Consider the following 24291-nt stretch of genomic DNA (forward strand, 5'->3'; position numbering starts at 1 on the left):
CTCACGCCAGGGCTTCCTGCTGCTTGGCGCGCAAAATCGCGGTGCCTTCGCGCGCAAGCTTCATCAGCTGCTGGAACTGTTCTTCGGAAAACGGCTTCTGTTCGGCGGTGCCCTGCACCTCCACGATTCCGCCGCTGCCCGTAAGCACGAAGTTCGCATCCGCCTGCGCGTTGCTGTCTTCCGCGTAATCGAGATCGAGCACGGCGGCATTGTTGTAAAGGCCGCACGAAATCGCGGCGACGCTGTCGGTCAGCGGCGGTTTCTTCAGCCGACCGATGCGCACCAGATGCTTGCAAGCGAGCGCAAGCGCGACATAGCCGCCGGTAATCGCGGCGGTGCGCGTACCGCCGTCGGCCTGCAGCACATCGCAATCGATCTTGATCTGCATTTCGCCGAGCGCGGCGCGGTCGGTCACCGCGCGCAGCGCGCGCCCGATCAGCCGCTGGATTTCCTGCGTTCGTCCGCTTTGTTTGCCTTTTGCCGCTTCGCGCTCGGTGCGCTCCGATGTGGCGCGCGGCAGCATGCCGTATTCCGCCGTCACCCAGCCAAGACCGGTGCCGCGCAGCCAGGATGGCGTGCGCTCATCGATGCTGGCGGTACACAATACATGTGTATCGCCGCATTTGATCAGACACGATCCTTCGGCATATTTCGCGGCATTGATATCGAGCTGGATGGCGCGCAGCTCGCCTACGGTTCTTCCGGATGGACGCATTATGGTTTCCTTAAGTTTAATTAAGCGGACGATAACGGTTTGCTTGTGTAATGGCAAAAGCAATGGCCGGAAATGAGTCGGTTCGATTTCGAAACAATATGCCTTAAATGAAAGGTAAAATTAACCAAGACTGTTTCGGAAGCGTATATTTTGCCATATTCATCAACTAGTTACCCAATTAATCCCTTGTTAAGAGATTTGCTGTCAAATTGATAATGTAGCGACATAAACCGGGCAGAGGTGGGGACCATGCCAATTGTAAATGTAGATGGAAACAGGTTGTCGGAAAGGGATCTGAGCGCCCTTGGCGCTGTTGAACAGGTTTCCTTCACTATGCGTCACCCTGACGGCCCTTTGCTTCGCTGGAAATATATGAACCAGGAAGAAACCTTGAAGAAATTGATCGACGAAGAATTTTGGGTGGAGGAATAACACATGTCTTGGGCACCAACCGCTCGTATGGCAACCAAAGCCGGGCTTGTTCCTTGGAGACTTACTCAAACGGCATCGTCTGCTGTGGGTAGTGGCTTTGAATCGATAGGCTCTCTTCTGAAAGGCAAGCCCATTACTGCCGTAAAGCAATTTGCAGGCGGCTTGGGCAAACTGTTCAGCGGTGTAGGCCGGGTGCTGCAGGGCACATCCCTTACACCAGGCAGAAATGCCACGAATTCATTGCGTGACAGAAATCCAAAACTTCAGCCTGGAAGCGCATAGTTTCCAGAAATAGTGTGCAAATCAAAACACGCGGGCCTCTCTCCCCCGCGTGTTTTTTTCAGAAACAGAAAATTTTTCTGCTAAGGAAATAAAAATGGCTCTTCCGGCGATCGCAGCAAAAGCCGCCATGTTTGCGGTAAAGCACCCGAAAGTTACCGCGGCTGTGCTCAAATTCGCGGGCAAATCCATAGCAAAGCGAATGGGTGGCAGCGCCACAAAACCCGCTGCCAGATTCGGCGCCCGCGGCCCTAAATTTACATCGTAATAGCCTAAGAATTTATTTGGCCAGCATCGGCCCCAAAGGTTTCCCGGCAAGTATGTGAATGTGGAAGTGCGGCACTTCCTGGTGCGCGTTGGCCCCGTGGTTGGCGATCAGGCGGTAACCGCCCGGCACAGCGCCGGCATCGCGCGCCATCTTGCCGACCGCGCGCCAAAAACCTTCGATCTCCTCCGCGCTGGCGGACGCGCTGAAATCGTCCAGCGAAACATAGGATCCCTTCGGTATCACAAGTATGTGCGTGGGCGCTTGCGGGTTGATATCGGGGAACGCGAGCGCGAAACCGTCTTCGAACAGTTTCTTGCACGGTATCTCGCCGCGCAGTATTTTCGCGAACACATTGTTGCTGTCGTAGGCCATCACGCCCTCCGTCCGTTATTTGGTTTTTGCGAGCGCTTCCTTGGGGTCGATGCGACCGTCATACAAGGCGCGGCCGATGATTGCGCCCGCAATGCCGGCCTTTTCCTGTTTCTTCAGCTCTTCAAGGTCGTTCAGGCTGGCGACGCCCCCGGAAGCGATCACGGGCGTCGTGAGCGCGAAAGCAAGATCGACCGTGGCTTCAACATTCACGCCGCCCAAAGCGCCGTCGCGATCAATGTCGGTATAGATAATGGCGGAAACGCCGGCATCTTCGAAGCGCAGCGCGAGATCAAGCGCTTTCATCGCCGTATCTTCCGCCCAGCCTGAAACCGCCACGGTGCCGCTACGCGCATCGATCGCCACCGCGATCTTGCCCGGAAACTGGGCGCAGGCCTCTTTCACCAATTCCGGGTGACGCGCGGCGACGGTACCGAGCACGACGCGCGAAACGCCTTTTTGCAGCCAAGCTTCGATCAGCGCGATGTTACGAATGCCGCCGCCGAGCTGGACCGGGATCTTGACGTCGGCCAGAACCTCGTCCACCGCATCGCCGTTCACCGGCTTGCCCGCAAAGGCGCCGTTCAGGTCAACGATATGCAGCCATTCGAAGCCCTGCGCCGCGAACGCCCTGGCCTGCGCCGCCGGGTTGTTGCCGAATACGGTCGCTTGCTCCATGTCGCCATGCACGAGCCGTACGACATTGCCGTCCTTGATATCGATCGAAGGGTACAGGATCATGGCGGCTTTTATAGCGGGTTTAGCGGGCTTGGCAAAGCCGGGCTTGTAATTTTCTTGCTCCGTTCCTATCTATGCAGGGCAACAAGGGAAGCCGCATGTTCGACCATAACGACCCGTCCAAATGGTATGGCACTACCATCATTGCCATCCGCAAGGGTGGCACAGCCGTGATCGCGGGCGACGGGCAGGTTTCAATGGGACAAACCGTGATGAAAGCCAATGCCCGCAAGGTGCGGCGGCTGAAATCTGGTTCCGGCGGCAATGATGTGATCGCGGGCTTTGCCGGCGCCACGGCCGACGCCTTCGCCCTGTTCGAGCGGCTTGAGGGCAAGCTCGAAAAGCATCCGGGCCAGCTTCTGCGCGCCTGCGTCGAAATGGCCAAGGATTGGCGCACCGATCGCTACCTGCGCCGTCTTGAAGCCCTGATGGCGGTGGCAGACGGCGAAACATCGCTGATCATCACCGGCACCGGCGATGTGCTGGAACCCGAAGACGGCATCATCGGCATCGGTTCGGGCGGGCCTTACGCGCTCGCGGCCGCCCGCGCGCTGATGGATAACGAAAAGCTGGATGCCGAAGCGATCGCGCGGCGCGCGCTTTCGATCGCCGCCGATATCTGCGTCTATACCAACAACAACATCACTTTGGAAAAAATCGCGTGACCGAACTATCTCCGCGCGAAATCGTCATCGAACTTGATCGCCACATCATCGGCCAGCAGGACGCGAAGCGCGCCGTCGCCGTCGCGTTGCGCAACCGCTGGCGGCGCCAGCAATTGCCCGAAGGCCTGCGCGAAGAGGTTTTGCCCAAAAACATCCTGATGATCGGGCCCACCGGCGTCGGCAAGACCGAGATTGCCCGCCGCCTCGCCAAGCTGGCGCAGGCGCCCTTTATCAAGGTCGAAGCCACCAAATTCACCGAAGTCGGCTATGTCGGGCGCGATGTCGAACAGATTGTGCGCGACCTGGTCGAGGTTTCCCTGAAGCTCACGCGCGAAAAAATGCGCGCGGAGGTCGAGGCGCGGGCCAAGGCCAACGCGGAAGAGCGCGTGGTCGATGCGCTTGTGGGCGGCAGCGCCGCGCCGGAAACGCGCCAGAAATTCCGCGATAAATTGCGCGCGGGCGAGCTGAACGACAAGGAAATCGAAATTACGGTCACCGATAATGCGGGCGGCACGCTGCCCACCTTCGATGTGCCGGGCATGCCGGGCGCGCAGATGGGCATGCTCAACCTCAACGATATTTTCGGCAAGGCCATGGGCGGGCGCACGCGTGCGCGCAAATGCACGGTGGCCGAGGCGCATGATATCCTTATGGCCGAAGAGTCCGACAAATTGCTCGATACCGATGCGCTGGCGAGCGAAGCGATCCGGAATGTCGAACAAAACGGCATCGTGTTCCTCGACGAGATTGATAAAATCGCGGCGCGCAGCGACCATGTGCGCGGCGGCGGCGATGTCAGCCGCGAGGGCGTGCAGCGCGATCTGCTGCCGCTGATCGAGGGCACCTCGGTCAGCACCAAATACGGTACAGTGCAAACCGATCATATCCTCTTCATCGCTTCGGGCGCGTTCCATCTTGCCAAGCCATCCGATTTGCTGCCCGAATTGCAAGGCCGCCTGCCGATCCGGGTCGAGCTTGCCTCGCTTTCGCGCGACGATTTTCGCCGTATCCTGACCGAGCCGGAAGCCAGCCTGATCACGCAATACAAGGCGCTTCTGGCGACCGAAGGCATAACGCTGACATTCGAGCCCGCCGCGATCGACGAGCTCGCCGGCCTTGCCGCCAATGTCAATCAGAGCGTCGAGAATATCGGCGCCCGGCGGCTGCATACGGTGCTTGAAAAGCTGCTCGAGGATATCAGTTTCGATGCCGGCGATCCGGCGAAGGGCGGCCCGAAATCCATCGCCATCACCGCGGGTGACGTAAAGGAAAAACTGGCGGCGCTGACGCAAAACGCCGACCTGTCGAAATTTATTCTCTAGCCGCTAAATAGCGAGATTGTTGGAAAGCGTGCCCCGGTTTAAATGCCATACCGGCGAAGGGCGCTTGAACTTGCGCGCAACCGCGATCAGCGGCAAACGCGAAGCCGCATAGGTGAAAGGCAGCCCGCGCGCGGGGTCGTCGGCCAGCGCCGGGTTTTTCGTGCGCCTCAATATCTCCCGCGCCGTCAAAATCTCGACGCCGCTGATCTCGCCCTTCGTGTTGCGCAGCTGCGTATCGCGGTCGATGGCGGTCAGCGGTTTCGCGCGGCGCGTATATTCGCGCATCGAAAGCTTATAGACACAGGTGTGCTGGTGTACGTTGCGGTATTGCGGGTTATCGGGCTTGTAAAAGCTTTCGCCCAGAAGTTTCAGCTGTCTTGGATTGACATCCGGCAAGGCGGGCTTGCCGCGCGCATCCCTGACCTCTTCGCCCATTTCGCGCACGGCGGCGACGCGCATGTCGTTGTTGTCTTCGGGGTCCGCAAGGCCGCCGGGGTTGCCGTACCTGCCGTCCGCGTGCCGGATCAGCACGAAACGCGCCGATTTCCACATTATCCACGGCTTGTAATACAGGATGCAGGAAGATCCCTTGATCGCGCCTTCATATGTTTCGGATTCGACGAACATGCCGGCACTATCCTTGGCATGGCCGCCGCTGGCAATTATTTTCTATGGTTAACGCGCCGCCGCAAGCCGCGCGCGGCGGGCCATGATCACGGCAACGAGCACGCTGTTGGCCGCAATCAGCGCGGCGGGGTACAGCGCGGTGGTGAGCGAATAGACGCTGATTGCGGCAATCGATGCGATATGTTTGGCGTTGCTGATCACGTAATGCAGCGCCATTTCCTCGCGCGGCCTTGCCCACGATTTGCGCAGTGTCGGCCCGTAGCCGAGCAGATCGACGGCAGTTACAAGCAGCACGGCAGCCAGCGGCTCGTCGGTCGCGGCCCAGAGCGGAATGGCGGCCAGCGCAGCCGCAAGAAAAGCCCAGTCGCTGCGCGTAATGTTTTTCTCGCCGCCGTACAGCGCCATCGCGGCAATGACGATGCAAAAACCCGCGCTACAGGCCGTGGCCCAGTATCCCGGCCCGGCCGCGCCCGCATATTGCGCGGCAGCGGCGATGCTCATCAAAAGGCTCCAGATCGCCCACGAAAAAACATGCGGGCGGTTGCTGCCGCGCCATGTCATCCATACATAAGGCGCATAGGCCGCCACCGTGAGCAGCAGCGAAAGATAGCCGAAAAGGCCCTTATCCATCGCGCCCCGCCCGTTTCTGCCCGCGGCGCAGCACGACATAAAGCGCGCCGTTGCCGCCGTGACGCGGCGCGGCGGGTTCGGCGCCGATAACCGATTGCATGAATTCCGGCGCGCGCAGCCAGCGCGGCACGTCCGCGCGCAAAACGCCGCTCTTGCCCGTAATCACAAGCACGCAGCGCATAGCGCCGCGCCGGGCGATGGCGATAAAATGTTTCAAGGCTTCATAGGCTTCCGGGCGCGTCATGCCGTGCAGATCGATGCGCGCTTCAAGCGGCACGCGCCCGACCCGTAATTTTTTAACGATGTTGCGGTCAAGCTGCCAGCCGCGATCGTCCGCCGTCACGGCAATATGCACGCGCGGCACGTTCTTGTGCTGGAAACTGTCCGGATCGGGCACGATGGCCGGGCCGGCGCCTTGCCGGCGCGGGGCGGGCCGGGGCTTCTTTGCCGTTTCCGTTTTTTTGCGCGCGTCCGCGCCGCGCTTCAACGGCTTGATGCCGCGCGCGTATTCCCGCCAGAACCGTTCGTCTTTTTCATCCATGCAGCCAACCACGAATTCTCTACGACTCGCCCCATATTCAATATGCGGTACAATGCTTTATAAAAGCACGGTTTTTGTGCCGTATAGTTAACGTCTGCGTTTGTTTTTTAGTTTCTTCGCTCCATGATACGATTAAAATGAAGCCCATATAACAACAGCTTTTAAAGAGGCAAAAAATGAGCCGGAGCAACATTGCCAAAGGCAAAATCATATCGGCAGACGTTATCGATGCCGTCGCTTTTTCTGCAAGCGGCCCCACCCATGTTACCGCTTATTCCACGGTCAAGCCCGGCACGGATGGCGCGGTGAAAATGGTCGCGATCGAGCTAAGCAAGCGCACACCCGGGCGCGCCGTACTTGCTGCAAGCCTCGGCATAGCCGCCTTAGCTGCATTCTCTATCGGCTTCTGGGCGCTCATTCCGGCAGCACTTGGTGTCGGCGCTTCCATCCTTACGGAAAGGCTTTCGCGCGAAAAAATCCTGCTTAGCCAGAAGGCGGTTGATGGTCTGATACAAAAAGAATATCCGGATCTCACGGAAGCGCATCCGGATCATGTCCCCTTAACTGTCGCCAGAAGGCTTGTCGGCAATCGCGTCACGCTCGAAACCTCCGCCCCCAATGATACGTCGGAAAATGGCGGCGTATGGGAAAATTTCGGCAGCAAGCTTGGCTATCGCCGTGTCGCCGCTAGTTTGAAATTCGGCTAACGCGCCGCGTTCTTCGGCACCAGCATCCAATAACCGCCGCGGCTTTGCATGACGCCCGCCATTTCCTCGGCGCGCGCGCCATGGCCCCAGAACAAATCGCCGCGCACGGGCCCCTTGATCGCGCCGCCCGTATCTTGCGCTATCACCAGCCTTTGAATGCGCATGCCCGGCCCTTCAGGGCTTTCGATATCGAGCCAGAGCGGCGTGCCGTAGGCGATGAAGTGACGATCGACCGCCGCGCTGCGCAGCGGCGTCAATACGACGCCCTGCGCGCCCACCGCGCCTTCGGCTTCGCGTTCTTCGAAAAACACATAAGATTCGTTTTTGTTCATCACGCTCTGCGCGGTCTGCGGGTTGGCGGAAAGCCAGGCGCGGATTTTCTGCATCGTGATTTTTTCGTCTTCCGCGAACAGCCCGTCATCGCGCATCGCGCGGCCGACCGCGGTATAAGGGTGCCCGTTCTGGATCGCATAGCCGGCATGCATGACCGTGCCGTCATCGAGTTCGATACGGCCTGAACCCTGTATTTCAAGGAAAAAGGCGCCGACCGGGTCATCCACCCATGCCAGCGCGCGCGCCGGCACGCCCAAGGCCGCAATCTCCGCCCGCTTGGCATAGGGCACGAATATCTTGCCTTTCGCATCCTGCTGCACGCGGCCCGTAACGCGCTGCCCCGCAAGGCTATCGAGGAACAAGCCAAGATCGGCGGTCACAAGATCGTCCGGGCGGGCGTAAAGCGGGTATTGATAAGGCCCGCCGCGCATGCGCGCGCCGCGCAGCGAAGGTTCGTAATACCCCGTGAAAAGCCCGTCCGCATCGCCGTTGCTGGTGGCACGCATGGGCGTGAAATAGGTTTCAAAATACGCGCGCGCGGCTTCGCCGTCACCCGCCGGCACAGCTTCAAGCGCCGCGCAGGGCACGAGCCAATCGGCAACTTTCCCGGCTGCGCCGAAATCCTGCGCCGGATCCTTGCGCGCAACCAGCGCGCATGATTTTTGCAAGGGTTCAAGCGCTTCCGCCGTATTATCAGCGCGCCAGCCGGGCAATTGCGCGAAGCTTGCGGGTTGTAAAATCAATGCTTCGGGCTGCGGGCCTTTCGGCACCTGCGCGCAAGCGGCCACAAACAAAAGCGCCGCAAGGGCAATATGGCGCGGCGATGCAGGGGATGGTCGCACTTGTATGCTCTATGAACGGGTTTCAACCAAAAGCCAGTTCGGATCGCCCGATTTCACATCGCGCGCGAAAGTCCAGCTATCTTCGACTTCCTCGGCCTTGCCGGGCAGGCCCGCCACAACATTACCTGCGGCGTCGCGCGTTACATTGATCTGGTCGCTCACATATTTCACGGTCAGAAGCGCGCGCGTGCCTTCAAGCTTCGCGCGCGCGAGATCGGCGTCGCGAATGTTCTTGATCTCGGTTTCCTGTCTTTCGCCCGCCTTCTGGCGTTCCTGCACCGCCTGTTCGAACTGCGCGAAAACGCGCGAGGAAAGCAGCGGCTTCAAAACCTTCAGCTCGCCCGCCGCAAAGGCGGAAACGATCATGCCGAAAGCGCTGCGCGCGCCCGCAAGAAAAGCCTTTTCGTCAAACGAAGGATCGGCGGCGGTGATGGCCTCGATCCCGCCGATAAGGCTTTCGGGCGCGGCCTTGAAAGCGGGCAGCGCGCGCGGCCGGTCGAACTTTTCGGAGCGAATTACGTTTTCCTCGTCATCGCCCAAATTGCCGTCCCGCGCGCCGTCATCCTTTTCGGCTTTCTTATCCTTGCCTGCGCCGCGCGAAGGGGCAGAAAACGGGTTCGGGCGCTGCTCCTCGCCGTCATTGCGGCGGCCAAGGATCGCGCGCAACTTGAATATGAGCACGGCCGCAACAAGGGCAAAGACAATGATATCGAGATAAGCCATGACACCCTGAGATCTTGCGCGCCGCATGGGCCGGGAAGCGGGATACGCCTGATTAATGCGCCAGCGGCGCGGCTTTTTCAAGAGGGCAGCGCGCATACGCGTGCGCGGCGCGGCAAAGCGGCGGCCATTAAAGAGGTTGCCGCTGCGCAAGCACCATGTTACCCCCTGCTTATCGAAGCCGGAAGCAGGATAGGAGCCACGCCATGAACGATACGCCCGCAGGCGCAGCAGGCAGCAACGTGCCGCAACAAATGACGGTCAACGCCCAGTATATGAAGGATTTTTCCTTCGAAAGCCCGTCCGCGCCGCGCATCTTCGGCGAACAGCCGAACGCCGAGCCGCGCGTGGAGGTGAACGTGAACGTCACCTCGCAGCCGCTGGCGGAAAATGTCTATGAAGTGGCGCTGCGCCTGAAGACGGAATCGAAAATCGGGGATAAAACCGCGTTCATTTGCGATCTTACCTATGCATGCATCGCCACCATGCCGGCGATGGCGGAGCCTCAGCTGCGCGCGGCTTTGATGGTCGAATGCCCGCGGCTGCTGTTCCCGTTCGCGCGCGCGATCATTGCCGACGCGGTACGCGAAGGCGGGTTTCCGCCCTTGATGCTGGCGCCGGTCGATTTTGCCGGCATGCTGCGGCAAAACGAGGCGCAGGCAAGAAGCGCGGCCAACGCGTAGCATATAAGCGCGACGATCACCGCCGCCTCAGGCCAGCACGGCGCCGGCGACAAGGCACAGCGCAAGGGTGCAAACAACAAACAATACGGGCACATGCGCGGACGCGCGTTTCACGCTTTCCATCGTTATCTCCATCAAACAGACGGGCTATGCAAGTTTCCGGTGCGGGGCGGAACAATGACCCCGCGTTTCATCAAGCTATAAAACGGTTATAGCGCATTTGTGCTAAAATTTTCTGAGTTTTTGGTTACCGGAATCTTACTTTGTCTTTTTTTCCGGTTGCTATCGCGGGGAGCCGAAACGCAAATCCACCGTGCTCGGCGCTTTTTGCAAATAGATTTTATAACGGAAGGAAACGCCGGGCTCCATCGGATCAAGCACGTCGTTCAAAATAATGCGGTTGCCGTGCTGGCTGTAGGTCAGCTCGCGCCCGCGCTCGAGATCGAGCTGCGGCAGCAAGTCGTGGTGGCGGTTGCTGTAGGCGGCGCGCGTACCGTTGCCGCCGTCCATCATGGTCGATGCACTCGGCCCGCTTTTGAAATCGGGCACGACCTTGGGGTCGATCCAGGCATAGGGTTTTTCGGGGCCGGTGCTGTCGGTCCAGGCTTGGGCGGCGGGCGCGAACAGCAGAAACGCAAAAAATAACAAAAGGGAGACGGCCGCGGCGGGCGCCGCAAGCTTTTCATGCATGGCATGGCCGCACAAACGCACCATAGCCTCGACCCCCTTTCCATACCGCATCGCGTTTATGCCAACGCGGCCACGTATGGCCGCAGGACGCGACGGGAGGGCCAGATGCCGGGTTCACGAGCAGGGGGTTTTGTTTGTTGGTTATGCCCCCGTCAGGGAACTCTTTTTCCTGTTGGCCGCAAGGCCTGCGGCAACGGGGCATCCTGCCCTTAACGCCATTATACGGCCGTTAGGGCTAATAAAGTGTTACGGAAGTTACGCCGGATTAAGACTTGTCGTGCACTACAGCAAAACCCGGTTTACTGGTTCATGCTGTCGAAGAAGTCGTTGTTTGTCTTCGATGTCCGTAGCTTTTCGAGCAGGAATTCCACCGCGTCGGTCACGCCCATGGGCAACAGAATGCGGCGCAACACCCACATCTTGGTCATGGTGGGCTTATCGACCAGAAGCTCTTCCTTGCGCGTGCCCGATTTGGTGATATCGATCGCGGGGAAGCTGCGGCGATCGGAAAGCTTGCGATCGAGGATGATTTCGGAATTGCCGGTGCCCTTGAATTCTTCAAAGATCACTTCGTCCATGCGGCTGCCGGTATCGATCAGCGCGGTGGCGATGATGGTCAGCGAGCCGCCTTCCTCGATATTGCGCGCGGCGCCGAAGAAGCGCTTGGGGCGCTGCAACGCATTGGCGTCCACGCCGCCGGTCAGAACCTTGCCCGAAGACGGCACAACGGTGTTGTAGGCGCGTGCAAGGCGCGTGATGCTGTCGAGCAAGATCACGACGTCGCGCTTGTGCTCCACAAGCCGCTTGGCCTTCTCGATCACCATTTCGGCGACCTGCACGTGGCGCGAGGCCGGTTCGTCGAAGGTCGAGGAAATCACCTCGCCCTTCACCGAGCGCGCCATGTCCGTGACTTCTTCCGGCCGTTCGTCGATCAAAAGCACGATCAGATAGACTTCCGGATGGTTCTGCGCGATCGAATGCGCGATGTTCTGCAGCATCACGGTCTTGCCGGTGCGCGGCGGCGCGACCACGAGCGCGCGCTGGCCTTTGCCGACGGGGCAGATCAGGTCGATGATGCGGGCGGTGAAATCCTTGCGCTCGGTTTTGGTGATCTTGGTGGCGCGCACCTTGCCGGGCTTGCCGTCGGCGCCGGCCTTTTCGATCTTGATTTCCTTCGGTGCCGGCAGGGTTTCGGCCTCGACCTCGATTTCGAGCTTCAACCGCTCATCGGGATACAGCGGCGTCAGGTTGTCGAAATTGATGCGGTGACGGACCTTGTCCGGCTCGTCGAAATTGACCTTGTTGACCTTGAGCAGGGCGAAATAGCGTTCGCCTTCCTTCGGCGAGCGGATCTCGCCTTCAACCGTGTCGCCGGTGCGCAAACCGAATTTGCGGACCTGGCTTGGGGAAACATAGATGTCGTCCGGCCCGGGCAAATAGTTACTTTCGGGCGAGCGCAGGAAGCCGAAGCCGTCCTGCAAAACTTCAAGCACGCCTTCGCCGCTGATGGTCTGGTCCTGTTCGGCCAGTGCCTTCAGGATCGCGAACATCATATCCTGCTTGCGCAGCGTGCCCGCGTTTTCGATTTTCAGTTCTTCGGCCTGCTGCAAAAGCTCGGCCGGCGTCTTGGCTTTCAATTCGCGTAAATTCATTTTGTATTCTGGTCCTGTGTGATTGGTTTTTTCGGGTCCGTTTGGGGTAATCCAAGATGGTTTGCTGCGCAGGAATACGGGCTTATGGCCGGGATAAAGCGCAGGGTTCAGGGGAAGGTCCGGCCGGGCCGATGCTTAAACGCTGATGCTAATTGTTAATATTTATGCATCTTACCGCGGCGGGATTAAAGATGTGTTACCCGAACCGGCCGGGCCTGTCAAAGAAAATTTGCAGGAAATACGGCATATAGCGGGCCCCGCTTCTTCCGCGGCCCCGGCGGCGCGGCGGGCAAGGCCGGTTCAAACCAAATCTTTCGTTAAAACCTTTTCCTTGGCGGCACGCGGGCCTATCACCCTGGCGCGCAGCCCCGCCAGATATTCGGGCATGAAATGTATGTCGGCGAGCAAATCGGCCGCCGCCTTGTACAGCTTCGCCTGCAGCGCAAAGCCCGCCTCGCGCGCCATGCTCTCCGCGCCCGCCACCGTTAAGTAAAGCAGCGCCACCTGCGCGGCCGCATGCGCCTCTTCGGGCGTCATGTTCAGGCGCGCGCCTGCAGCAGCAACCGTGACGGCACCCGCGCCTTCAAAGCAGCGGCGCAGCGCGCGGGCGCGGCGCGCATTGATCAGCGGTCTGCGTTTTTGCGGCATCACATGTTCGCCGCGCGCGCGTTGCAGCCGCTTGCGGCGCGCCGTAATCAGCTTCTGGCCTTCACAAACAAGCACCGCAACATCAGCCCCGGCATGGACCGGATCCGCCCGCATTGCCCGCGCGGCAATATGCTTGTCGCCCGAAACGGTCGGCCGCATGGTGACCGCCATCATTGCCGCGCCCGTAAGCGCCGATCTGACCGGGCCCGTTGCCGTCGCTTTCGTGCGTCTGCGTCTGCGTTTTCTGGGGCGCGTACCGGCCTGATCGCGCAACACCGCAGCCGTATTCCCGAGCTGCAGATAGGCGGCCAGCATCAGCCCTGCGGCGGCATGGTCGCCGTTGCAGGTCGCGAGCACGGCAATGGTGCCGGCAAGCGTGCGTATAGTTTGTTTGCTTTCGCGGCGCGCGGCCAGCTCGGCCGCCGCTTCGCCCGCAAGGGCGGCGGCGCGTATCTTTCCTAAATTCATAATAAAATACCGCAATTACTATAATTTATGCGCGCGGAGATTTAGCGCATGCGCGGAAAAAATGGAAGGATTAGCTCGTCCTGAACCGTCATCACCACGTTAACCATGACGGACAAATCAGGCGCCGGGGCGTAGATGCATAACTTTGGAAACAAGGCCTTGAGCGACGGGGCGCGCCATTTCCGTAAAGCCAGTAATGCCCATAAGCCACGACATACCCCAACCAAGAAGGCCACCGAAGGCAGCGCCGACGAGCACTGTACCAATATTACGCTGGCCATATTCGTCCCGCATGGCAAGCGCGCCAATCAGGGCACCGGCGATGATGCTGCCGCCCGGCATGCAAAGCTCTGCCGCTGCCATAACGAGTAAACCGGGGATGCCAATACCGCCGCTGACCTGCATAATAATCTCCGTATATGATTTCGTTTAAATTGCTGTAGCCAGAAACTAAGCGAAAACCGTGAAACCAAATAATGGAATTTATTTGCGGTTAACCATGATTTCCGGAAAACCCTAGAACGGCTTGATCACCGCCAGCAACACGATCCCGATCAGCAAAAGCGTCGGCACTTCGTTAACCATGCGATAGAATTTTGCCGGGCGGGTATTGCGGTCGTGTTCGAAATCGCGGCGCCAGCGCGCGAACAGCGCGTGGGTCACCTGCATGCCGGCCAGCAGCGCCAGTTTGGCGTGCAGCCAGCCTTGTTCCAGCAAAGCGGGGTTGAGAAGGATCATCCAGACGCCGAACAGCCACGCGGCGATCATGGCGGGGTTGATGATGATGCGCAGCAGCCTGCGTTCCATTACTTTGAAAGTTTCCGATTTGTCGGAGCCCTTTGCCGCATCCGCGTGATAGACATAAAGCCGGGGCAGGTAAAGCATCCCCGCCATCCATGCGATCACGCTGATAATATGCAGCGCCTTGATCACGTCATGCGTCATTCCAAGCCCCTTAATCCGACCAAGGCGCGGGTTTGCGGTTCCAGCGGTGGCCGCGCAATTCCTGCATCAGATCGTCGCCAAGCCGTTTGCCGTCACCCGCCGCAAGGTTCATGCGCACGTGATCGGGCTTGCGCATGCCCACAATCACGGTCGAAACCGCTTCGTGCTGCGCGGCAAAACGCATCGCCATTTCCGGCAGCGTCATGCCGTGCGGCACGATTTTTTTCAGCGCGTCCACCCGGTCCAAGGTGGCGGCAAGGTTTTCCGGGTTGAAATAGCGTGCGCGCCAGTCGTCCTTGGGAAAGCGGGTTTCGCGCGTCATCGCGCCGCCAAGGCTGCCTTCATCCAGCGGCACGCGCGCAATCACGCCGATATTATGCTTCAGGCAGGCGGGGAACAGCTCGTCCTCCGGCGCCTGGTCGAAAATGTTATAGATCACCTGCACGCTGTCGATATGGCCGGTCTCGATCGCCTCGATGCCGTTGCCCGGCTCCCAGCGGTTGAGACTGATGCCGAAATGGCGCGTGATGCCTTCCGCCTTCACCTTCTCCGCGATGCGTCCAAGATCATCGCCATGATCGCGCACCCAATCGTCTTCCCACACATGCAATTGCAAAAGATCGAGCGGACGGCCGACAAGATCGCGCGTTTTGGTGCCGAAGCTCAGCACATGGTGCAACGGGAAGGCTTCTTCGAATGCGCAGCCCCAGGGCGGCGGCCATTTCCAGTTCTTGGGCGGCACCTTGCTGGCGGCCACGATGGTTTTGCGCGGGTTGGTTTTGATAAATTTCCCGAGCAGGCCGTCGGATTTTCCCATGCCGTAGGCGAAGGCGCTGTCGAAGAAATTGCACCCGCCATCCAGCGCGGATTGCATCGCCGCGAAGGATTGCGCGTCGTCCGAACCGGTCCAGCCGCCCATCCCCCACAAACCGTGGCCGATAACGCCGACATCGATCCCGGTACGGCCGAGCTTGCGTTTCTTCATCATGCCGCCTTTCGCCATTCCTGTGCGCGGGGCGCGGGGCAGCCGCCGAATTCCGCGCCGCAGATGCGCACGCCCCCTTCGGGACACGGCGCGGTTTGTGCCGCGCGGCCGAGAACGCTGCGCACGAGCCCCGCAAGCCCGCCGATAAATTGCGCGTTGACGCCGGCCGCAGGCACGCGCGCATAGGCGGGCACGCCGCAAGCATCCGCCAGCTTCCGGTAATCGCGATCAAGCTCGACCAGCGTTTCGACATGTTCCGACACGAACGCAATCGGCGCGATAACGAGCGGGACGCGCTGCGCGCCCGCGCGGCGCACCTCGTTGTCCGTATAAGGCCCGATCCAGGCAAGCGGCCCGACCCGGCTTTGATAGCAGTTCACCCAATCGAGCCCGGGGATATCCAGCGCATCCACAATCTCGCGCGCCGTCTGTTCGCATTGCAGCTGGTATGGATCGCCCGCCGCGATCACTTTTTGCGGCAAGCCATGGGCCGAAAACAGCACGCGCGGCGCCGGGCTTGCTTCGCCCGCCTGCGCACGCACCTGTTCGTAGGATACGCGCACCGCCTGCGCCATAGCGGCGACAAACCCTTCCATCGCAGGATAACAGCAAACCGCGCGTGCCGTGTCCGCAAGCTCCGCCGCGCGCGCGGCGCGCGCCCAGGCGCGCAGGCTGGAAGCCGAGGTGGTCGTGGAATATTGCGGATAGAGCGGCAGCAAAACCGTTTTGTCGGGCGCGAAATCCTTCACCTCCATCGCGGTTTCGTCCGCCATCGGATGCCAATAGCGCATGGATACAAAGCATTTCACCGTGTCGCCGCGCAAATCCTGCGCCAGCCTTGCTTCCAGTGCCGCCGCTTGCGCTTTTGTGTTGGCAAGCAGGGGCGAGCCGCCGCCAAGAATTCCGTAATTCTTTTGCGCCCACGGGGTGCGGCGGCGCGCGATCAGGTAAGCGAGCGGCGTACGCACGATACCGGGAAGGCGAATAATCGCCGGGTCGTTGAAAAGATTGAACAGGAACGGGCGGACGCTTTCCGCGCGGTCGGGGCCGCCAAGATTGAAAAGTACGACAGCGATGCGTTCGGGCATAGGGTCAGGCTTTCCAGTTGCGCACCAGATCCACAAGCTGCGCGACATGGTCCGGCGGCGTTGCGGGAAGGATACCGTGACCAAGATTAAAGATAAACGGGCCCCCTGCAAGGGCTTCCATAATGGAGGCAACCTCGCGTACCAGCTTGCCCCCGCCCTCGAGCAATATTTCGGGCCGTAAATTGCCCTGTACCGGCCTGTCTTGCTGCAATTTGCGCGCGGCGGCCAGCGATACGTCGCTATCTATGCCGATGGCGTCCGCGCCGCTGGCCGCGGCATAGCGGCCATAAAGCCCGCGCGCCCCGCGCGGGAAGCCGATTACGGGTATTTCCGGGTAATGCCGCTTGATCTCGGCGGTTATCTTTGCCGCCGGTCCGGTCACAAAACGGGTAAAAAGCGCCTCGTCGTGCGCCAGTAATCCGGCCCAGCTGTCGAATATCTGTAAAACCCCGGCGCCGGCGCTGATTTGCGCTATAAGATATTGCGCGCTTGCTTTGCAAAGCTGGTCTGAAAGCGCTGTCAGAAGATCCGGCTTTTCCTGCGCCCATTGCAGCGCACGGGCAAAGCCGCCGTTCTTGCCGCTTTTTCCGTCAATCATGTAGCAGGCTACCGTCCAGGGTGCGCCGCAAAACCCTATCAGCGATGTTTTGTTGCCAAGTGCGGCGCGGACGGTTTTTATAGCCGCGCAGGTCGGCGCCGTTCCGGCTTCATCGTAAACAAGGTTCCACGCACCGCTATCCTCGGGCAACGGGTCCAGACGCGGCCCTTCGCCTTCGGCAAAATCCAGTCTGCGGCCAAGGGCATGGGGAATAAGCAATATATCGGAAAATATGATCGCGGCATCCAATCCGAAGCGCTTTACCGGCTGCAAGGTAACTTCGCTTGCCAGTTGCGGGTTTCCGCAAAGTTTCATGAAGCTCCCGGCCTGTTCCCGGACCGCACGATATTCGGGCAAATAACGTCCCGCCTGCCGCATCAGCCAGATCGGCGGCGGAGATGTGGCTTTGCCATTAAAAGTTTGTTCGAGCGTACGCATTGAATTATCCATAGACGCGTTCTTCTATAATAAGAATATATAATAGATAGGAGTTGTAGGTTGGTCCTGTTGAAAATGGGTATGGAATGGCTTTTTAAGGGTTATGCGCTAAGTTATACGCAGGCTTTTTTTATAAGGCTTCAATATCCCTGTGGATCGAAACTGTGTAGCCATGTGTGCAAGTCCGCATATTGGCGCTAACCGAGGTTTGTGATTTTTGGGGGTAAACAAGGCCCTTGTTTTATCCCGGTTATACACAAGCGTGTTTGACATAACGGCTATCCTGTTGGGTAAAAGCGTGACAGTTTGTGCATGACAGGGATGATTTTCATGGGCCTGTGAAAAACCCGTTCTTGTCACCGTAATCCACAGGCACAGCGCAGGAAGGACAGAATACCGGCAATGGAAAGCAAGGAATTCCATATCCATCTTGTTTCCGACGCGACGGGTGAAACCATCAACACCATTGCCCGCGCCTGCCTCGTGCAATTTGAAGGCATTGAAGCGAGCCAATATTTCTGGAGCCTGATCCGCACTCCGCGTCAGCTCGATATGGCGATCGATGGTATCCGCGCCCGTCCGGGGCTTGTCATGTACACCTTCGTTGACGAAGAATTGCGCCTGAAACTTGAGGATTTCTGCAAAAAGGAAAGCATACGCAGCATTTCGGTGCTCGATCCCGTGATGGATGCGATGCGCGACCATTTCGGCGTCAAGGCCGCGCACAATCCGGGCAAGCAGCATGTGCTGGATACCGATTACTTCGACCGGATCGAAGCGATGGATTTCGCGCTCGCGCTCGATGACGGCAACGGGTCGCGCAATCTCGAAAAGGCCGATGTCATTATCCTCGGGGTTTCGCGCACCTCGAAAACCCCGACCTGCGTTTATCTGGCCAATCGCGGCATCAAGGCCGCCAATATTCCGGTCGTCCCCGGCGTGGCGCTGCCCGAAAACCTTACGGAACTGTGCAAGGGCAGGCTGGTCGTCGGTCTCACCAAGGATCCGGAAAGCCTGGTGGAGATCCGCCGCCACAGGCTTAAGTGGCTCAACCAGCATCAGGAAACCGATTACGTCGATCCGGACAAGGTAAAAGAAGAGGTACAGGAGGCGCGCCGCCTGTTCGCGCGTTTGGGGCTGCCGGTGATCGATGTTTCGCGCCGCTCCATTGAAGAAACCGCGGCCGAGGTTATGATGCTATTGCAGAAACGCCGCATTGCGGCGGATAGCGGACGGGAAGGGCAATAATGGCGGTGACGGGCAAAACAAAGCTGGCGGGGGTGATGGGCTGGCCCATCGCCCATACGCGCAGCCCCGCGCTGCATAATTTCTGGCTGGCGCATCACGGCATCGATGGCGTCTATGTTCCGCTTGCGGTGCAGCCCGAACGGCTGATCCAGGCGTTGCGTTCACTGCCCGCGCTCGGCTTCCGCGGCGTCAACATCACCGTGCCGCACAAGGAGCTGGCGGCCAAGATCGTCGATGAGCTTGATATGTTCGGCGAGCGTATCGGCGCCATCAACACCGTGGTGGTGCGTGAAAACGGCACGCTGATGGGCATGAATACCGACACTTACGGCTTTGCCGAGCATTTGCGGGTTTCCGGCTACGATTTCAAGGCGGGCCCGGTCGCGCTTGTCGGGGCCGGCGGCGGCGCGCGCGCGATCGTGGCGGCCTTGATCGCGATGGAATGCCCGCGCGTGCTGGTGATCAACCGCACCTATGACCGCGCACAGGCGATTGCGGAATCGCTCCGCAACCAGCAAACCGATATCAAGGTTGTGAAATGGGAACACAGGCACGAAGCGATCAGCGAGGCGCGGCTGCTCGTCAACGCAACCACGCAAGGCCTTTCGGGTACCGCGCCGCTCGATCTCAAGCTCGATAACCTCGCCGAAGGCGCGTGGGTGATGGATTGCGTCTATAACCCGCTGGTCACGCCTTTGTTGCAGGATGCCGCCGCGCGCGGCCACCGCACGATCGACGGGCTCGGCATGCTGCTCTATCAGGCGGTGCCGGGCTTCGAAGCGTGGTTCGGCGTGGAACCGCAGGTGACGGACGAAGTGCGCCGCATCGCCGGCGCCGGGCTTTAGCTTACATGAAACCCGCGATCATCGGCCTTACAGGTTCGGTCGGCATGGGTAAAAGCACGGCGGCCGCCATGCTGGCCGCCATGGGCTGCGCCGTTCACAATGCCGATGCCGCTGTGGCGCGCGCGCTTTCCAACCCGCGCGGCGCGGCCGCGCGCAAGATCGCGCGCCTGTTTCCCGCTGCTTTCAGGCGCGGCAAAATAGACCGCGAAAAACTGCGCGCCTGCGTGCTCGGTAACGCTGCCGCGCTGCGCAGGCTGGAACGCATCCTGCATCCGCCTGTGCGTGCGGCCGAGCGTACGGCGCGCACGCAGGCGCGCGCGCAGCGCAAGCCCGCGCTCGTGCTCGATATTCCGCTTTTGTTTGAAACGAAGGGCGAGGCGCGCTGCGATGCCGTCATCGTCGTGACCGCAAGCGCGGCGGTGCAAAAAAAGCGCGTTCTCGCGCGCCCGGGCATGGATGCGGCGCGGCTTCGCTTCATTCGCGCACGCCAGATGCCGGATGCCGAAAAACGCCGCCGCGCCGATTTCGTCGTGCGCAGCGATCGCGGGCGCGCCGCCATGCGCAAGCAACTGAAACAGGCTTTGCAAAAAATTCTTGAAGGGCATAAGTAAGAAGCCATGCGCGAAATCGTCCTTGATACCGAAACAACCGGCCTGAGCGCCGCCGACGGCCATCGCGTGGTTGAAATCGGCTGCCTTGAGCTGGTCAACTACGTCGCCACCGGCAAAAGCTTCCATGTTTATATCAACCCGGAGCGCGACATGCCGGCCGAAGCGGCGGCGGTGCATGGCCTGACCGATACATTTTTGGCAGATAAGCCGGTGTTTTCCGCGGTGGCGGGCGGTTTTCTTGAATTTGTCGCAAGCGACCCGCTTGTGATCCACAATGCCGCTTTCGATATGGGTTTCCTGAACGCCGAGCTGGCACTTGCCGGTTTTCCCGCGCTAGAGTCCGGGCGCGCGATCGATACGGTGGGCATGGCGCGGCGCAAATATCCGGGCCAGCGCGCCTCGCTTGACGCGCTGTGCGACCGCTTCGGCATCGATCGCACCGGGCGCACGCTGCACGGCGCGCTGCTCGATGCGCAATTGCTGGCCGAGGTTTATCTTGAATTGCGCGGCGGACGGCAACCGGGCCTGGCTGCGCTTTCGTCTGCAAGCGACGAGGCGGTTGAAGAATCCGTGGTCGCGGTACAGCGCGCTTTTCGCAAACCGCGCAGCCATGTGCCGGGCAAGGATGAGCTTGCGGCGCACGAGGAGTTTCTGAAGAAAATTTCCTCGCCGCTCTGGAAGCAAGGCTAACGCGTTAACGATAATTCGCATACGCGATTACCAAAAAAAGGCAGCAATAACGGGCTTGCGTAATTTCGCACAAAGCGCTTGTCTTGTTGACGTTTCCTGCCTGCCTGCCTGCGCAGATGCAGGCGTACAGATTTTAGAAAAATATTTTCAGCAATCCGGATTTTTTATGCCAGACGATAGGCCTGATACGGGCGGATATCATTCAAAACGCAGTCGGGGCGGACCCGTGCGCAGCGGCGGCTCCGCCCTCGGTTCCGGTCTTGCCGTCGGGGCCATGTATGCCTGCGCCGCCGCGTTGAGCTGTGCGGGCAAGGGCTTCCCGCCCGAGGTGCTGCTAACCGTCGGCGCGGCGGCTTTCTGCGTCGGGTTTTTATTCGGCATGTTTTGCCGGGGCCGTGCCGCGATAATCATGGTGCCCGTAACGCTTGCGGTCGGCGCCCTTATCTGTACGAGCATCGCCACATATACGCCGTAGGTTTCGCCAGAGGCTTTTAGACCGCCAACAAAATCTTTCCGGTCGTTTTCCGTCCTTCCAGCGCATCGTGCGCTGCAGCAGCGGCGGCAAACGGGAATTCTGCCGGCGGCGCCAGCTTCACGCTGCCGTTCTTCAGAACCATGAAAAGGTTGGCGGCGCGCTGCAGCAGCTCGGCGCGCGTTGCCGTATAGGAAAACAGCGAAGGCCGCGTCAGATGCAGCGACCCGCCGGAAAGCTTGAGAATGTCGAAAGGCGCCACAGGCCCCGAAGCCTGCCCAAAGCTAATGAGCGTGCCGCGCGGGCGAAGGCAGGCGAGGCTGCCATTGAAAGTGGCGGCGCCGACGGCATCGTAAACCGCGTGCACGCCTTCCCCGTTCGTGAACGCGCGCACGGCGTCCGTAAAATTTTCCCGCGCATAATTGATGACATGCACGCAACCCCGCGCCCGCGCGATTTCCGCTTTCGCGTCACTGCCGACGGTGCCGATTACGGCAAGACCAAGATGGCTGGCCCATTGGCACAAAAGCTGGCCCACCCCGCCCGCGGCGGCATGCACAAGAATGCTTTGTCCCGCCAGCGCCTGATACGCGCCGAACAACAAATATTCCGCCGTCATGCCCTGCACCATTACGGCTGCTGCTGTTTTGTTATCTAGCCATTCCGGCAACGGCACCAGCCGCGAAGCGGCGATGGTGCGGTACGTGGCATAGCCGCCGGGCTCGGGCGCGGCATAGGCGGCGCGGTCGCCCGGCTTCACATCCGTAACGCCCGTCCCCACCGCCTCGACCGTGCCCGCGCCTTCGCCGCCGATCACGCCGGGCAAGGCGGGCAGCGGGTATAACCCGGTGCGCTGATAAATATCGCGGAAATTTACGCCGATAAAATCCTGCCGGATCAAGGCTTCGCCCGGCCCGGGTGCGGGCGAGGCTATATCTTCATGTGCCAGCTTGTCGCTGCCGCCATATTCATGAATGCGTATGACGGCGGGCATGACTATTTAAGATGTTTGGCGAAAAATTCATCCGTGCGCCGGTTGGCCTGCATCGCCGCCGCCTCGTCGTAATGCTGGCCTTCCGGCCGCGCGAAAGCATGATCGACGCCTTCGTAAGTGTAGATCACGATATTCTTGTTGCGTTCGGCCGCGCGCGCGATTTTTGCCTGCGCGTCCGCAGGAACGAAGCGGTCCTTCGCCGCCATATGCATCATATAGGGGCGGCGTATATCCGGGATCTCGCCCAGCATACCCTCGATCCCGACGCCATAATAACTCACCGCCGCCTCGACATCGGTGCGGGATGCCGCGAAGCAGGCCAGCTTGCCGCCAAGACAGTAACCGACCGCGCCCACCATGCCGCTGCAACCCTTGATGTTGCGCATATGCCCGAGCGTGGCCAAAATATCCGTCACGCCGCGTTCGATATCGAAGCCGTTCATCAGCGCGATCGCCTTATCCCATTCTTCCTGGCTTTTATCGGTCAGCTGCACGCCGGGCTGCTGGCGCCAGAACAGGTCCGGGCAGATAGCGATATAACCCTTGGCGGCATAGCGGTCGCAGATCGTGCGCATGGCTGCGTTCACACCGAAAATTTCCTGCAAAACGATCATGCCCGGGCCCTGCTGGCTGGCAGGCAGGGCGATATAGCCGTTGAAGGTGCCGCCGTCGAGCGAGGTGATTTGCGTATCGGGCATGGGAGACGCGTCCTTTCCGCATGGGCATTTGCTTGTATGGGGCCAGATTATGCGGCTCGCCGCGGTTTGTCCATGCCGGGCCGCCGGTTTGTAACCGCGCCGCTTGTGGCGTAAAGTACCTGGCACACAACACGGGCCGGAGAGCGCAGCCATGAAAATCACCATGAATATAGAATGCACACCCGAAGAGGCGCGTGCGTTTATGGGCCTTCCCGATGTGCAGCCGCTGCAAGAAGCGCTGATGAGCGCAATGCAGGAACGCATGCAAATCGGCCTGCAGGCCACCGACCCTTCGAAGATGCTGCAGGCTTTTGTGCCCGGCTCAGCCGACAGCCTGCAGGAAATGCAAAAACTGTTCTGGGGCGGCATGCAGCAAACGGTGCAGCAAACCATGCAACAGACCATGCAAAACGCCGCCAACATCGCCCGCCTGGCATCCGGCGGCGGACGCGGAAACGAATAAGGCCGGCATGGAAGCCGAACCCTTTTACCGGGCGCATATTTTCTGCTGCACAAACAAGCGCGCGCCCGGGCACGAACGCGGCTGCTGCGCCGACAAGGATAGCGAGCGTTTGCGCAACTATATGAAGCGGCGTGTGAAGGAAGCGGGGCTGGAAGCCGTGCGCGTCAACGGGACCGGGTGCCTTGACCGTTGCGAGCTTGGGCCCTGCATCGTCATATACCCGGAAGGCGTGTGGTATGCGCCAAAAAACGAAGCCGATGTCGATGAAATTATCGCTTCGCATTTGCAAGGCGGCGCGCGCGTTGCGCGGCTGTTACTGCCGCCGCGCGCGCAAACGGCCTAGCGTTCCCCGCCGATACCCTTGTACTTCAGCAAAGTTTCGGCCTGCCGCAACAAATCCATGCGTGTCGGCAGCGCGCCCGCCAGCGCGCCTTCCGAAAAATGTTCGATCAAGGCATCGCCAAGCCGCGTGACTTCTTCGAGATCAAGCGGTCCGTCATTGCCGAAATATTCGGCGCGCAGCGTCATGCGTATGTGCGCGATCAAGTTGGCGATACGCCCGCCCGCGCCCGCGCCGGATGTTTCGGCGATACCGGCCTTGTTCGTGCCGCCGGCTGTTTGTAAATAAGTCATATCGAAGTGATCGCGCAACGCCGCTTCCGGCATTTCCAGCAGGGAGGCGAGCCGGTAGCGCACATCTTCGGGCAACTTGCGCGGCGTGCCGCGCTCGAAATACTGGTTCATGTATGAATGGCTTTTGCCGAGCTGCAGCGAAACCTCGCGGTCCGTAAGGCCGCGTTCCTGCATGCGCGCGCGCAGCCGGTTGCGCACCGGGTCGCCCGCGCCTTCTTGTCTTCCGGTTTGTTTTTTCATCTCGGTCATAGGAT

At 60.1% G+C, this 24291-nt stretch carries 30 protein-coding genes and 1 pseudogene; 12 read left to right on the forward strand and 19 right to left on the reverse strand.

From position 1 onward, the window contains the following. Position 1: 1 nt before the first annotated feature. Positions 2 to 715 (reverse strand): ribonuclease PH, encoded by a 714-nt coding sequence (locus GC131_02685; protein ID MBI1272976.1) that lies wholly within the window; start codon positions 713 to 715, stop codon positions 2 to 4. A gap of 249 nt (positions 716 to 964) precedes the next feature. Here GC131_02685 and GC131_02690 point away from each other — a divergent pair, with 249 nt between their 5' ends. Beyond that, entirely contained in the window at positions 965 to 1147 is a 183-nt protein-coding gene (locus GC131_02690) for a hypothetical protein (protein ID MBI1272977.1), read from the forward strand. 559 nt (positions 1148 to 1706) lie between these two features. Here GC131_02690 and GC131_02695 read toward each other — a convergent pair. Beyond that, positions 1707 to 2066 (reverse strand): HIT domain-containing protein, encoded by a 360-nt coding sequence (locus GC131_02695; protein ID MBI1272978.1) that lies wholly within the window; start codon positions 2064 to 2066, stop codon positions 1707 to 1709. Positions 2067 to 2081: 15 nt separating this feature from the next. Further along, positions 2082 to 2804 carry a 1-(5-phosphoribosyl)-5-[(5-phosphoribosylamino)methylideneamino]imidazole-4-carboxamide isomerase gene (hisA, locus tag GC131_02700; protein ID MBI1272979.1) on the reverse strand — a complete coding sequence of 241 codons (723 nt, stop codon included), beginning with the start codon at positions 2802 to 2804 and terminating at the stop codon, positions 2082 to 2084. Between the two features lie 95 nt (positions 2805 to 2899). Here hisA and hslV point away from each other — a divergent pair, with 95 nt between their 5' ends. Continuing rightward, positions 2900 to 3466, forward strand: a complete 567-nt coding sequence (hslV, locus tag GC131_02705; protein ID MBI1272980.1) for an ATP-dependent protease subunit HslV — start codon at positions 2900 to 2902, stop codon at positions 3464 to 3466. Continuing rightward, a complete protein-coding gene (gene hslU, locus GC131_02710) occupies positions 3463 to 4788 on the forward strand; it encodes an ATP-dependent protease ATPase subunit HslU (protein MBI1272981.1) in 1326 nt (441 codons plus the stop codon). Before hslV ends, hslU begins: the two co-directional genes overlap by 4 nt. Before the next feature lie 3 nt (positions 4789 to 4791). Here hslU and GC131_02715 read toward each other — a convergent pair whose 3' ends face one another. From GC131_02715 to GC131_02725, 3 genes are read right to left on the reverse strand one after another with little or no spacing between them, the layout of a single operon-like run. Continuing rightward, positions 4792 to 5415, reverse strand: a complete 624-nt coding sequence (locus GC131_02715; protein MBI1272982.1) for a hypothetical protein — start codon at positions 5413 to 5415, stop codon at positions 4792 to 4794. A gap of 48 nt (positions 5416 to 5463) precedes the next feature. Then, on the reverse strand, positions 5464 to 6045 hold the full coding sequence (locus GC131_02720) for a hypothetical protein (GenBank protein ID MBI1272983.1): 582 nt from the start codon (positions 6043 to 6045) through the stop codon (positions 5464 to 5466). Continuing rightward, on the reverse strand, positions 6038 to 6586 hold the full coding sequence (locus GC131_02725) for a DNA mismatch repair protein MutS (protein ID MBI1272984.1): 549 nt from the start codon (positions 6584 to 6586) through the stop codon (positions 6038 to 6040). The genes GC131_02720 and GC131_02725 overlap by 8 nt, the downstream gene beginning before the upstream one ends. Positions 6587 to 6762: 176 nt before the next feature. Here GC131_02725 and GC131_02730 point away from each other — a divergent pair, with 176 nt between their 5' ends. Continuing rightward, positions 6763 to 7293, forward strand: a complete 531-nt coding sequence (locus GC131_02730) for a hypothetical protein (protein ID MBI1272985.1) — start codon at positions 6763 to 6765, stop codon at positions 7291 to 7293. On the opposite strand, the gene GC131_02735 is transcribed toward GC131_02730, so the two are convergent. Both GC131_02735 and GC131_02740 read right to left on the reverse strand, forming a co-directional pair. Next, positions 7290 to 8474 (reverse strand): murein transglycosylase, encoded by a 1185-nt coding sequence (locus GC131_02735; GenBank protein MBI1272986.1) that lies wholly within the window; start codon positions 8472 to 8474, stop codon positions 7290 to 7292. The two genes, GC131_02730 and GC131_02735, sit on opposite strands and share 4 nt — an antisense overlap. Positions 8475 to 8477: 3 nt before the next feature. Beyond that, a complete protein-coding gene (locus tag GC131_02740) occupies positions 8478 to 9191 on the reverse strand; it encodes a Tim44/TimA family putative adaptor protein (GenBank protein ID MBI1272987.1) in 714 nt (237 codons plus the stop codon). 155 nt (positions 9192 to 9346) lie between these two features. Here GC131_02740 and secB point away from each other — a divergent pair, with 155 nt between their 5' ends. Next, complete coding sequence (gene secB / locus GC131_02745; protein ID MBI1272988.1) at positions 9347 to 9871, forward strand: protein-export chaperone SecB; 525 nt, start codon at positions 9347 to 9349, stop codon at positions 9869 to 9871. Positions 9872 to 10153: 282 nt separating this feature from the next. On the opposite strand, the gene GC131_02750 is transcribed toward secB, so the two are convergent. The 8 genes from GC131_02750 to GC131_02785 form a co-directional block, all read right to left on the reverse strand. Then, on the reverse strand, positions 10154 to 10612 hold the full coding sequence (locus tag GC131_02750; protein ID MBI1272989.1) for a hypothetical protein: 459 nt from the start codon (positions 10610 to 10612) through the stop codon (positions 10154 to 10156). A gap of 248 nt (positions 10613 to 10860) precedes the next feature. Then, on the reverse strand, positions 10861 to 12213 hold the full coding sequence (locus tag GC131_02755) for a transcription termination factor Rho (protein ID MBI1272990.1): 1353 nt from the start codon (positions 12211 to 12213) through the stop codon (positions 10861 to 10863). Between the two features lie 300 nt (positions 12214 to 12513). Further along, positions 12514 to 13329, reverse strand: coding sequence for a hypothetical protein (locus GC131_02760; protein MBI1272991.1), 816 nt, complete (start codon positions 13327 to 13329; stop codon positions 12514 to 12516). Positions 13330 to 13446: 117 nt separating this feature from the next. Next, complete coding sequence (locus GC131_02765) at positions 13447 to 13734, reverse strand: hypothetical protein (GenBank protein ID MBI1272992.1); 288 nt, start codon at positions 13732 to 13734, stop codon at positions 13447 to 13449. A 111-nt stretch (positions 13735 to 13845) separates the two neighbouring features. Next, the gene (gene hemJ, locus GC131_02770) at positions 13846 to 14274 is read right to left on the reverse strand and encodes a protoporphyrinogen oxidase HemJ (GenBank protein MBI1272993.1); all 429 of its coding nucleotides are present in this window, start codon (positions 14272 to 14274) and stop codon (positions 13846 to 13848) included. A 10-nt stretch (positions 14275 to 14284) separates the two neighbouring features. Next, positions 14285 to 15259: an aldo/keto reductase gene (locus tag GC131_02775; protein ID MBI1272994.1), complete on the reverse strand. Its 975-nt coding sequence runs from the start codon at positions 15257 to 15259 to the stop codon at positions 14285 to 14287. Further along, a complete protein-coding gene (gene hemH, locus GC131_02780) occupies positions 15259 to 16347 on the reverse strand; it encodes a ferrochelatase (protein MBI1272995.1) in 1089 nt (362 codons plus the stop codon). Before hemH ends, GC131_02775 begins: the two co-directional genes overlap by 1 nt. Positions 16348 to 16351: 4 nt before the next feature. After that, positions 16352 to 17383: a uroporphyrinogen decarboxylase gene (locus tag GC131_02785; GenBank protein MBI1272996.1), complete on the reverse strand. Its 1032-nt coding sequence runs from the start codon at positions 17381 to 17383 to the stop codon at positions 16352 to 16354. Between the two features lie 402 nt (positions 17384 to 17785). On the opposite strand from GC131_02785, the gene ppsR reads away from it, so the two are divergent. The 5 genes from ppsR (at position 17786) to GC131_02810 (ending at position 21252) form a co-directional block, all read left to right on the forward strand. Beyond that, positions 17786 to 18631, forward strand: a complete 846-nt coding sequence (ppsR, locus tag GC131_02790) for a pyruvate, phosphate dikinase/phosphoenolpyruvate synthase regulator (GenBank protein ID MBI1272997.1) — start codon at positions 17786 to 17788, stop codon at positions 18629 to 18631. Beyond that, complete coding sequence (locus GC131_02795) at positions 18631 to 19476, forward strand: shikimate dehydrogenase (protein ID MBI1272998.1); 846 nt, start codon at positions 18631 to 18633, stop codon at positions 19474 to 19476. The genes ppsR and GC131_02795 overlap by 1 nt, the downstream gene beginning before the upstream one ends. A gap of 5 nt (positions 19477 to 19481) precedes the next feature. Continuing rightward, complete coding sequence (locus GC131_02800; protein MBI1272999.1) at positions 19482 to 20087, forward strand: dephospho-CoA kinase; 606 nt, start codon at positions 19482 to 19484, stop codon at positions 20085 to 20087. Positions 20088 to 20093: 6 nt separating this feature from the next. Continuing rightward, positions 20094 to 20777, forward strand: a complete 684-nt coding sequence (gene dnaQ, locus GC131_02805; GenBank protein ID MBI1273000.1) for a DNA polymerase III subunit epsilon — start codon at positions 20094 to 20096, stop codon at positions 20775 to 20777. Positions 20778 to 21003: 226 nt separating this feature from the next. Further along, complete coding sequence (locus GC131_02810) at positions 21004 to 21252, forward strand: hypothetical protein (protein MBI1273001.1); 249 nt, start codon at positions 21004 to 21006, stop codon at positions 21250 to 21252. A gap of 16 nt (positions 21253 to 21268) precedes the next feature. Here GC131_02810 and GC131_02815 read toward each other — a convergent pair whose 3' ends face one another. Together GC131_02815 and GC131_02820 are read right to left on the reverse strand one after the other, a co-directional pair. Beyond that, positions 21269 to 22243 (reverse strand): zinc-binding dehydrogenase, encoded by a 975-nt coding sequence (locus tag GC131_02815; GenBank protein ID MBI1273002.1) that lies wholly within the window; start codon positions 22241 to 22243, stop codon positions 21269 to 21271. A gap of 2 nt (positions 22244 to 22245) precedes the next feature. After that, positions 22246 to 22941: a dienelactone hydrolase family protein gene (locus GC131_02820; GenBank protein MBI1273003.1), complete on the reverse strand. Its 696-nt coding sequence runs from the start codon at positions 22939 to 22941 to the stop codon at positions 22246 to 22248. A gap of 151 nt (positions 22942 to 23092) precedes the next feature. Here GC131_02820 and GC131_02825 point away from each other — a divergent pair. Together GC131_02825 and GC131_02830 are read left to right on the forward strand one after the other, a co-directional pair. After that, positions 23093 to 23302, forward strand: a pseudogene (locus tag GC131_02825) (hypothetical protein). A gap of 109 nt (positions 23303 to 23411) precedes the next feature. Then, on the forward strand, positions 23412 to 23747 hold the full coding sequence (locus tag GC131_02830; GenBank protein ID MBI1273004.1) for a (2Fe-2S) ferredoxin domain-containing protein: 336 nt from the start codon (positions 23412 to 23414) through the stop codon (positions 23745 to 23747). Here GC131_02830 and GC131_02835 read toward each other — a convergent pair. Beyond that, positions 23744 to 24286, reverse strand: a complete 543-nt coding sequence (locus GC131_02835; protein ID MBI1273005.1) for a hypothetical protein — start codon at positions 24284 to 24286, stop codon at positions 23744 to 23746. The two genes, GC131_02830 and GC131_02835, sit on opposite strands and share 4 nt — an antisense overlap. Positions 24287 to 24291 lie beyond the last annotated feature (5 nt).

It is taken from the genome of Alphaproteobacteria bacterium (assembly GCA_016124955.1).
Classification (GTDB): Bacteria; Pseudomonadota; Alphaproteobacteria; order UBA9219; family RFNS01; genus RI-461.

Excerpts from the sequence above, each read along its gene's own strand:
- GC131_02685 (MBI1272976.1), bottom strand. The coding sequence starts at position 715 with ATGCGTCCATCCGGAAGAACCGTAGGCGAGCTGCGCGCCATCCAGCTC.
- GC131_02690 (MBI1272977.1), top strand. The coding sequence starts at position 965 with ATGCCAATTGTAAATGTAGATGGAAACAGGTTGTCGGAAAGGGATCTG.
- GC131_02695 (MBI1272978.1), bottom strand. The coding sequence starts at position 2,066 with ATGGCCTACGACAGCAACAATGTGTTCGCGAAAATACTGCGCGGCGAG.
- hisA (MBI1272979.1), bottom strand. The coding sequence starts at position 2,804 with ATGATCCTGTACCCTTCGATCGATATCAAGGACGGCAATGTCGTACGG.
- hslV (MBI1272980.1), top strand. The coding sequence starts at position 2,900 with ATGTTCGACCATAACGACCCGTCCAAATGGTATGGCACTACCATCATT.
- GC131_02715 (MBI1272982.1), bottom strand. The coding sequence starts at position 5,415 with ATGTTCGTCGAATCCGAAACATATGAAGGCGCGATCAAGGGATCTTCC.
- GC131_02720 (MBI1272983.1), bottom strand. The coding sequence starts at position 6,045 with ATGGATAAGGGCCTTTTCGGCTATCTTTCGCTGCTGCTCACGGTGGCG.
- GC131_02725 (MBI1272984.1), bottom strand. The coding sequence starts at position 6,586 with ATGGATGAAAAAGACGAACGGTTCTGGCGGGAATACGCGCGCGGCATC.
- GC131_02730 (MBI1272985.1), top strand. The coding sequence starts at position 6,763 with ATGAGCCGGAGCAACATTGCCAAAGGCAAAATCATATCGGCAGACGTT.
- GC131_02740 (MBI1272987.1), bottom strand. The coding sequence starts at position 9,191 with ATGGCTTATCTCGATATCATTGTCTTTGCCCTTGTTGCGGCCGTGCTC.
- secB (MBI1272988.1), top strand. The coding sequence starts at position 9,347 with ATGTTACCCCCTGCTTATCGAAGCCGGAAGCAGGATAGGAGCCACGCC.
- GC131_02750 (MBI1272989.1), bottom strand. The coding sequence starts at position 10,612 with ATGCGGTATGGAAAGGGGGTCGAGGCTATGGTGCGTTTGTGCGGCCAT.
- GC131_02755 (MBI1272990.1), bottom strand. The coding sequence starts at position 12,213 with ATGAATTTACGCGAATTGAAAGCCAAGACGCCGGCCGAGCTTTTGCAG.
- GC131_02760 (MBI1272991.1), bottom strand. The coding sequence starts at position 13,329 with ATGAATTTAGGAAAGATACGCGCCGCCGCCCTTGCGGGCGAAGCGGCG.
- GC131_02765 (MBI1272992.1), bottom strand. The coding sequence starts at position 13,734 with ATGCAGGTCAGCGGCGGTATTGGCATCCCCGGTTTACTCGTTATGGCA.
- hemJ (MBI1272993.1), bottom strand. The coding sequence starts at position 14,274 with ATGACGCATGACGTGATCAAGGCGCTGCATATTATCAGCGTGATCGCA.
- GC131_02775 (MBI1272994.1), bottom strand. The coding sequence starts at position 15,259 with ATGAAGAAACGCAAGCTCGGCCGTACCGGGATCGATGTCGGCGTTATC.
- hemH (MBI1272995.1), bottom strand. The coding sequence starts at position 16,347 with ATGCCCGAACGCATCGCTGTCGTACTTTTCAATCTTGGCGGCCCCGAC.
- GC131_02785 (MBI1272996.1), bottom strand. The coding sequence starts at position 17,383 with ATGCGTACGCTCGAACAAACTTTTAATGGCAAAGCCACATCTCCGCCG.
- ppsR (MBI1272997.1), top strand. The coding sequence starts at position 17,786 with ATGGAAAGCAAGGAATTCCATATCCATCTTGTTTCCGACGCGACGGGT.
- GC131_02795 (MBI1272998.1), top strand. The coding sequence starts at position 18,631 with ATGGCGGTGACGGGCAAAACAAAGCTGGCGGGGGTGATGGGCTGGCCC.
- GC131_02800 (MBI1272999.1), top strand. The coding sequence starts at position 19,482 with ATGAAACCCGCGATCATCGGCCTTACAGGTTCGGTCGGCATGGGTAAA.
- dnaQ (MBI1273000.1), top strand. The coding sequence starts at position 20,094 with ATGCGCGAAATCGTCCTTGATACCGAAACAACCGGCCTGAGCGCCGCC.
- GC131_02815 (MBI1273002.1), bottom strand. The coding sequence starts at position 22,243 with ATGCCCGCCGTCATACGCATTCATGAATATGGCGGCAGCGACAAGCTG.
- GC131_02820 (MBI1273003.1), bottom strand. The coding sequence starts at position 22,941 with ATGCCCGATACGCAAATCACCTCGCTCGACGGCGGCACCTTCAACGGC.
- GC131_02830 (MBI1273004.1), top strand. The coding sequence starts at position 23,412 with ATGGAAGCCGAACCCTTTTACCGGGCGCATATTTTCTGCTGCACAAAC.
- GC131_02835 (MBI1273005.1), bottom strand. The coding sequence starts at position 24,286 with ATGACCGAGATGAAAAAACAAACCGGAAGACAAGAAGGCGCGGGCGAC.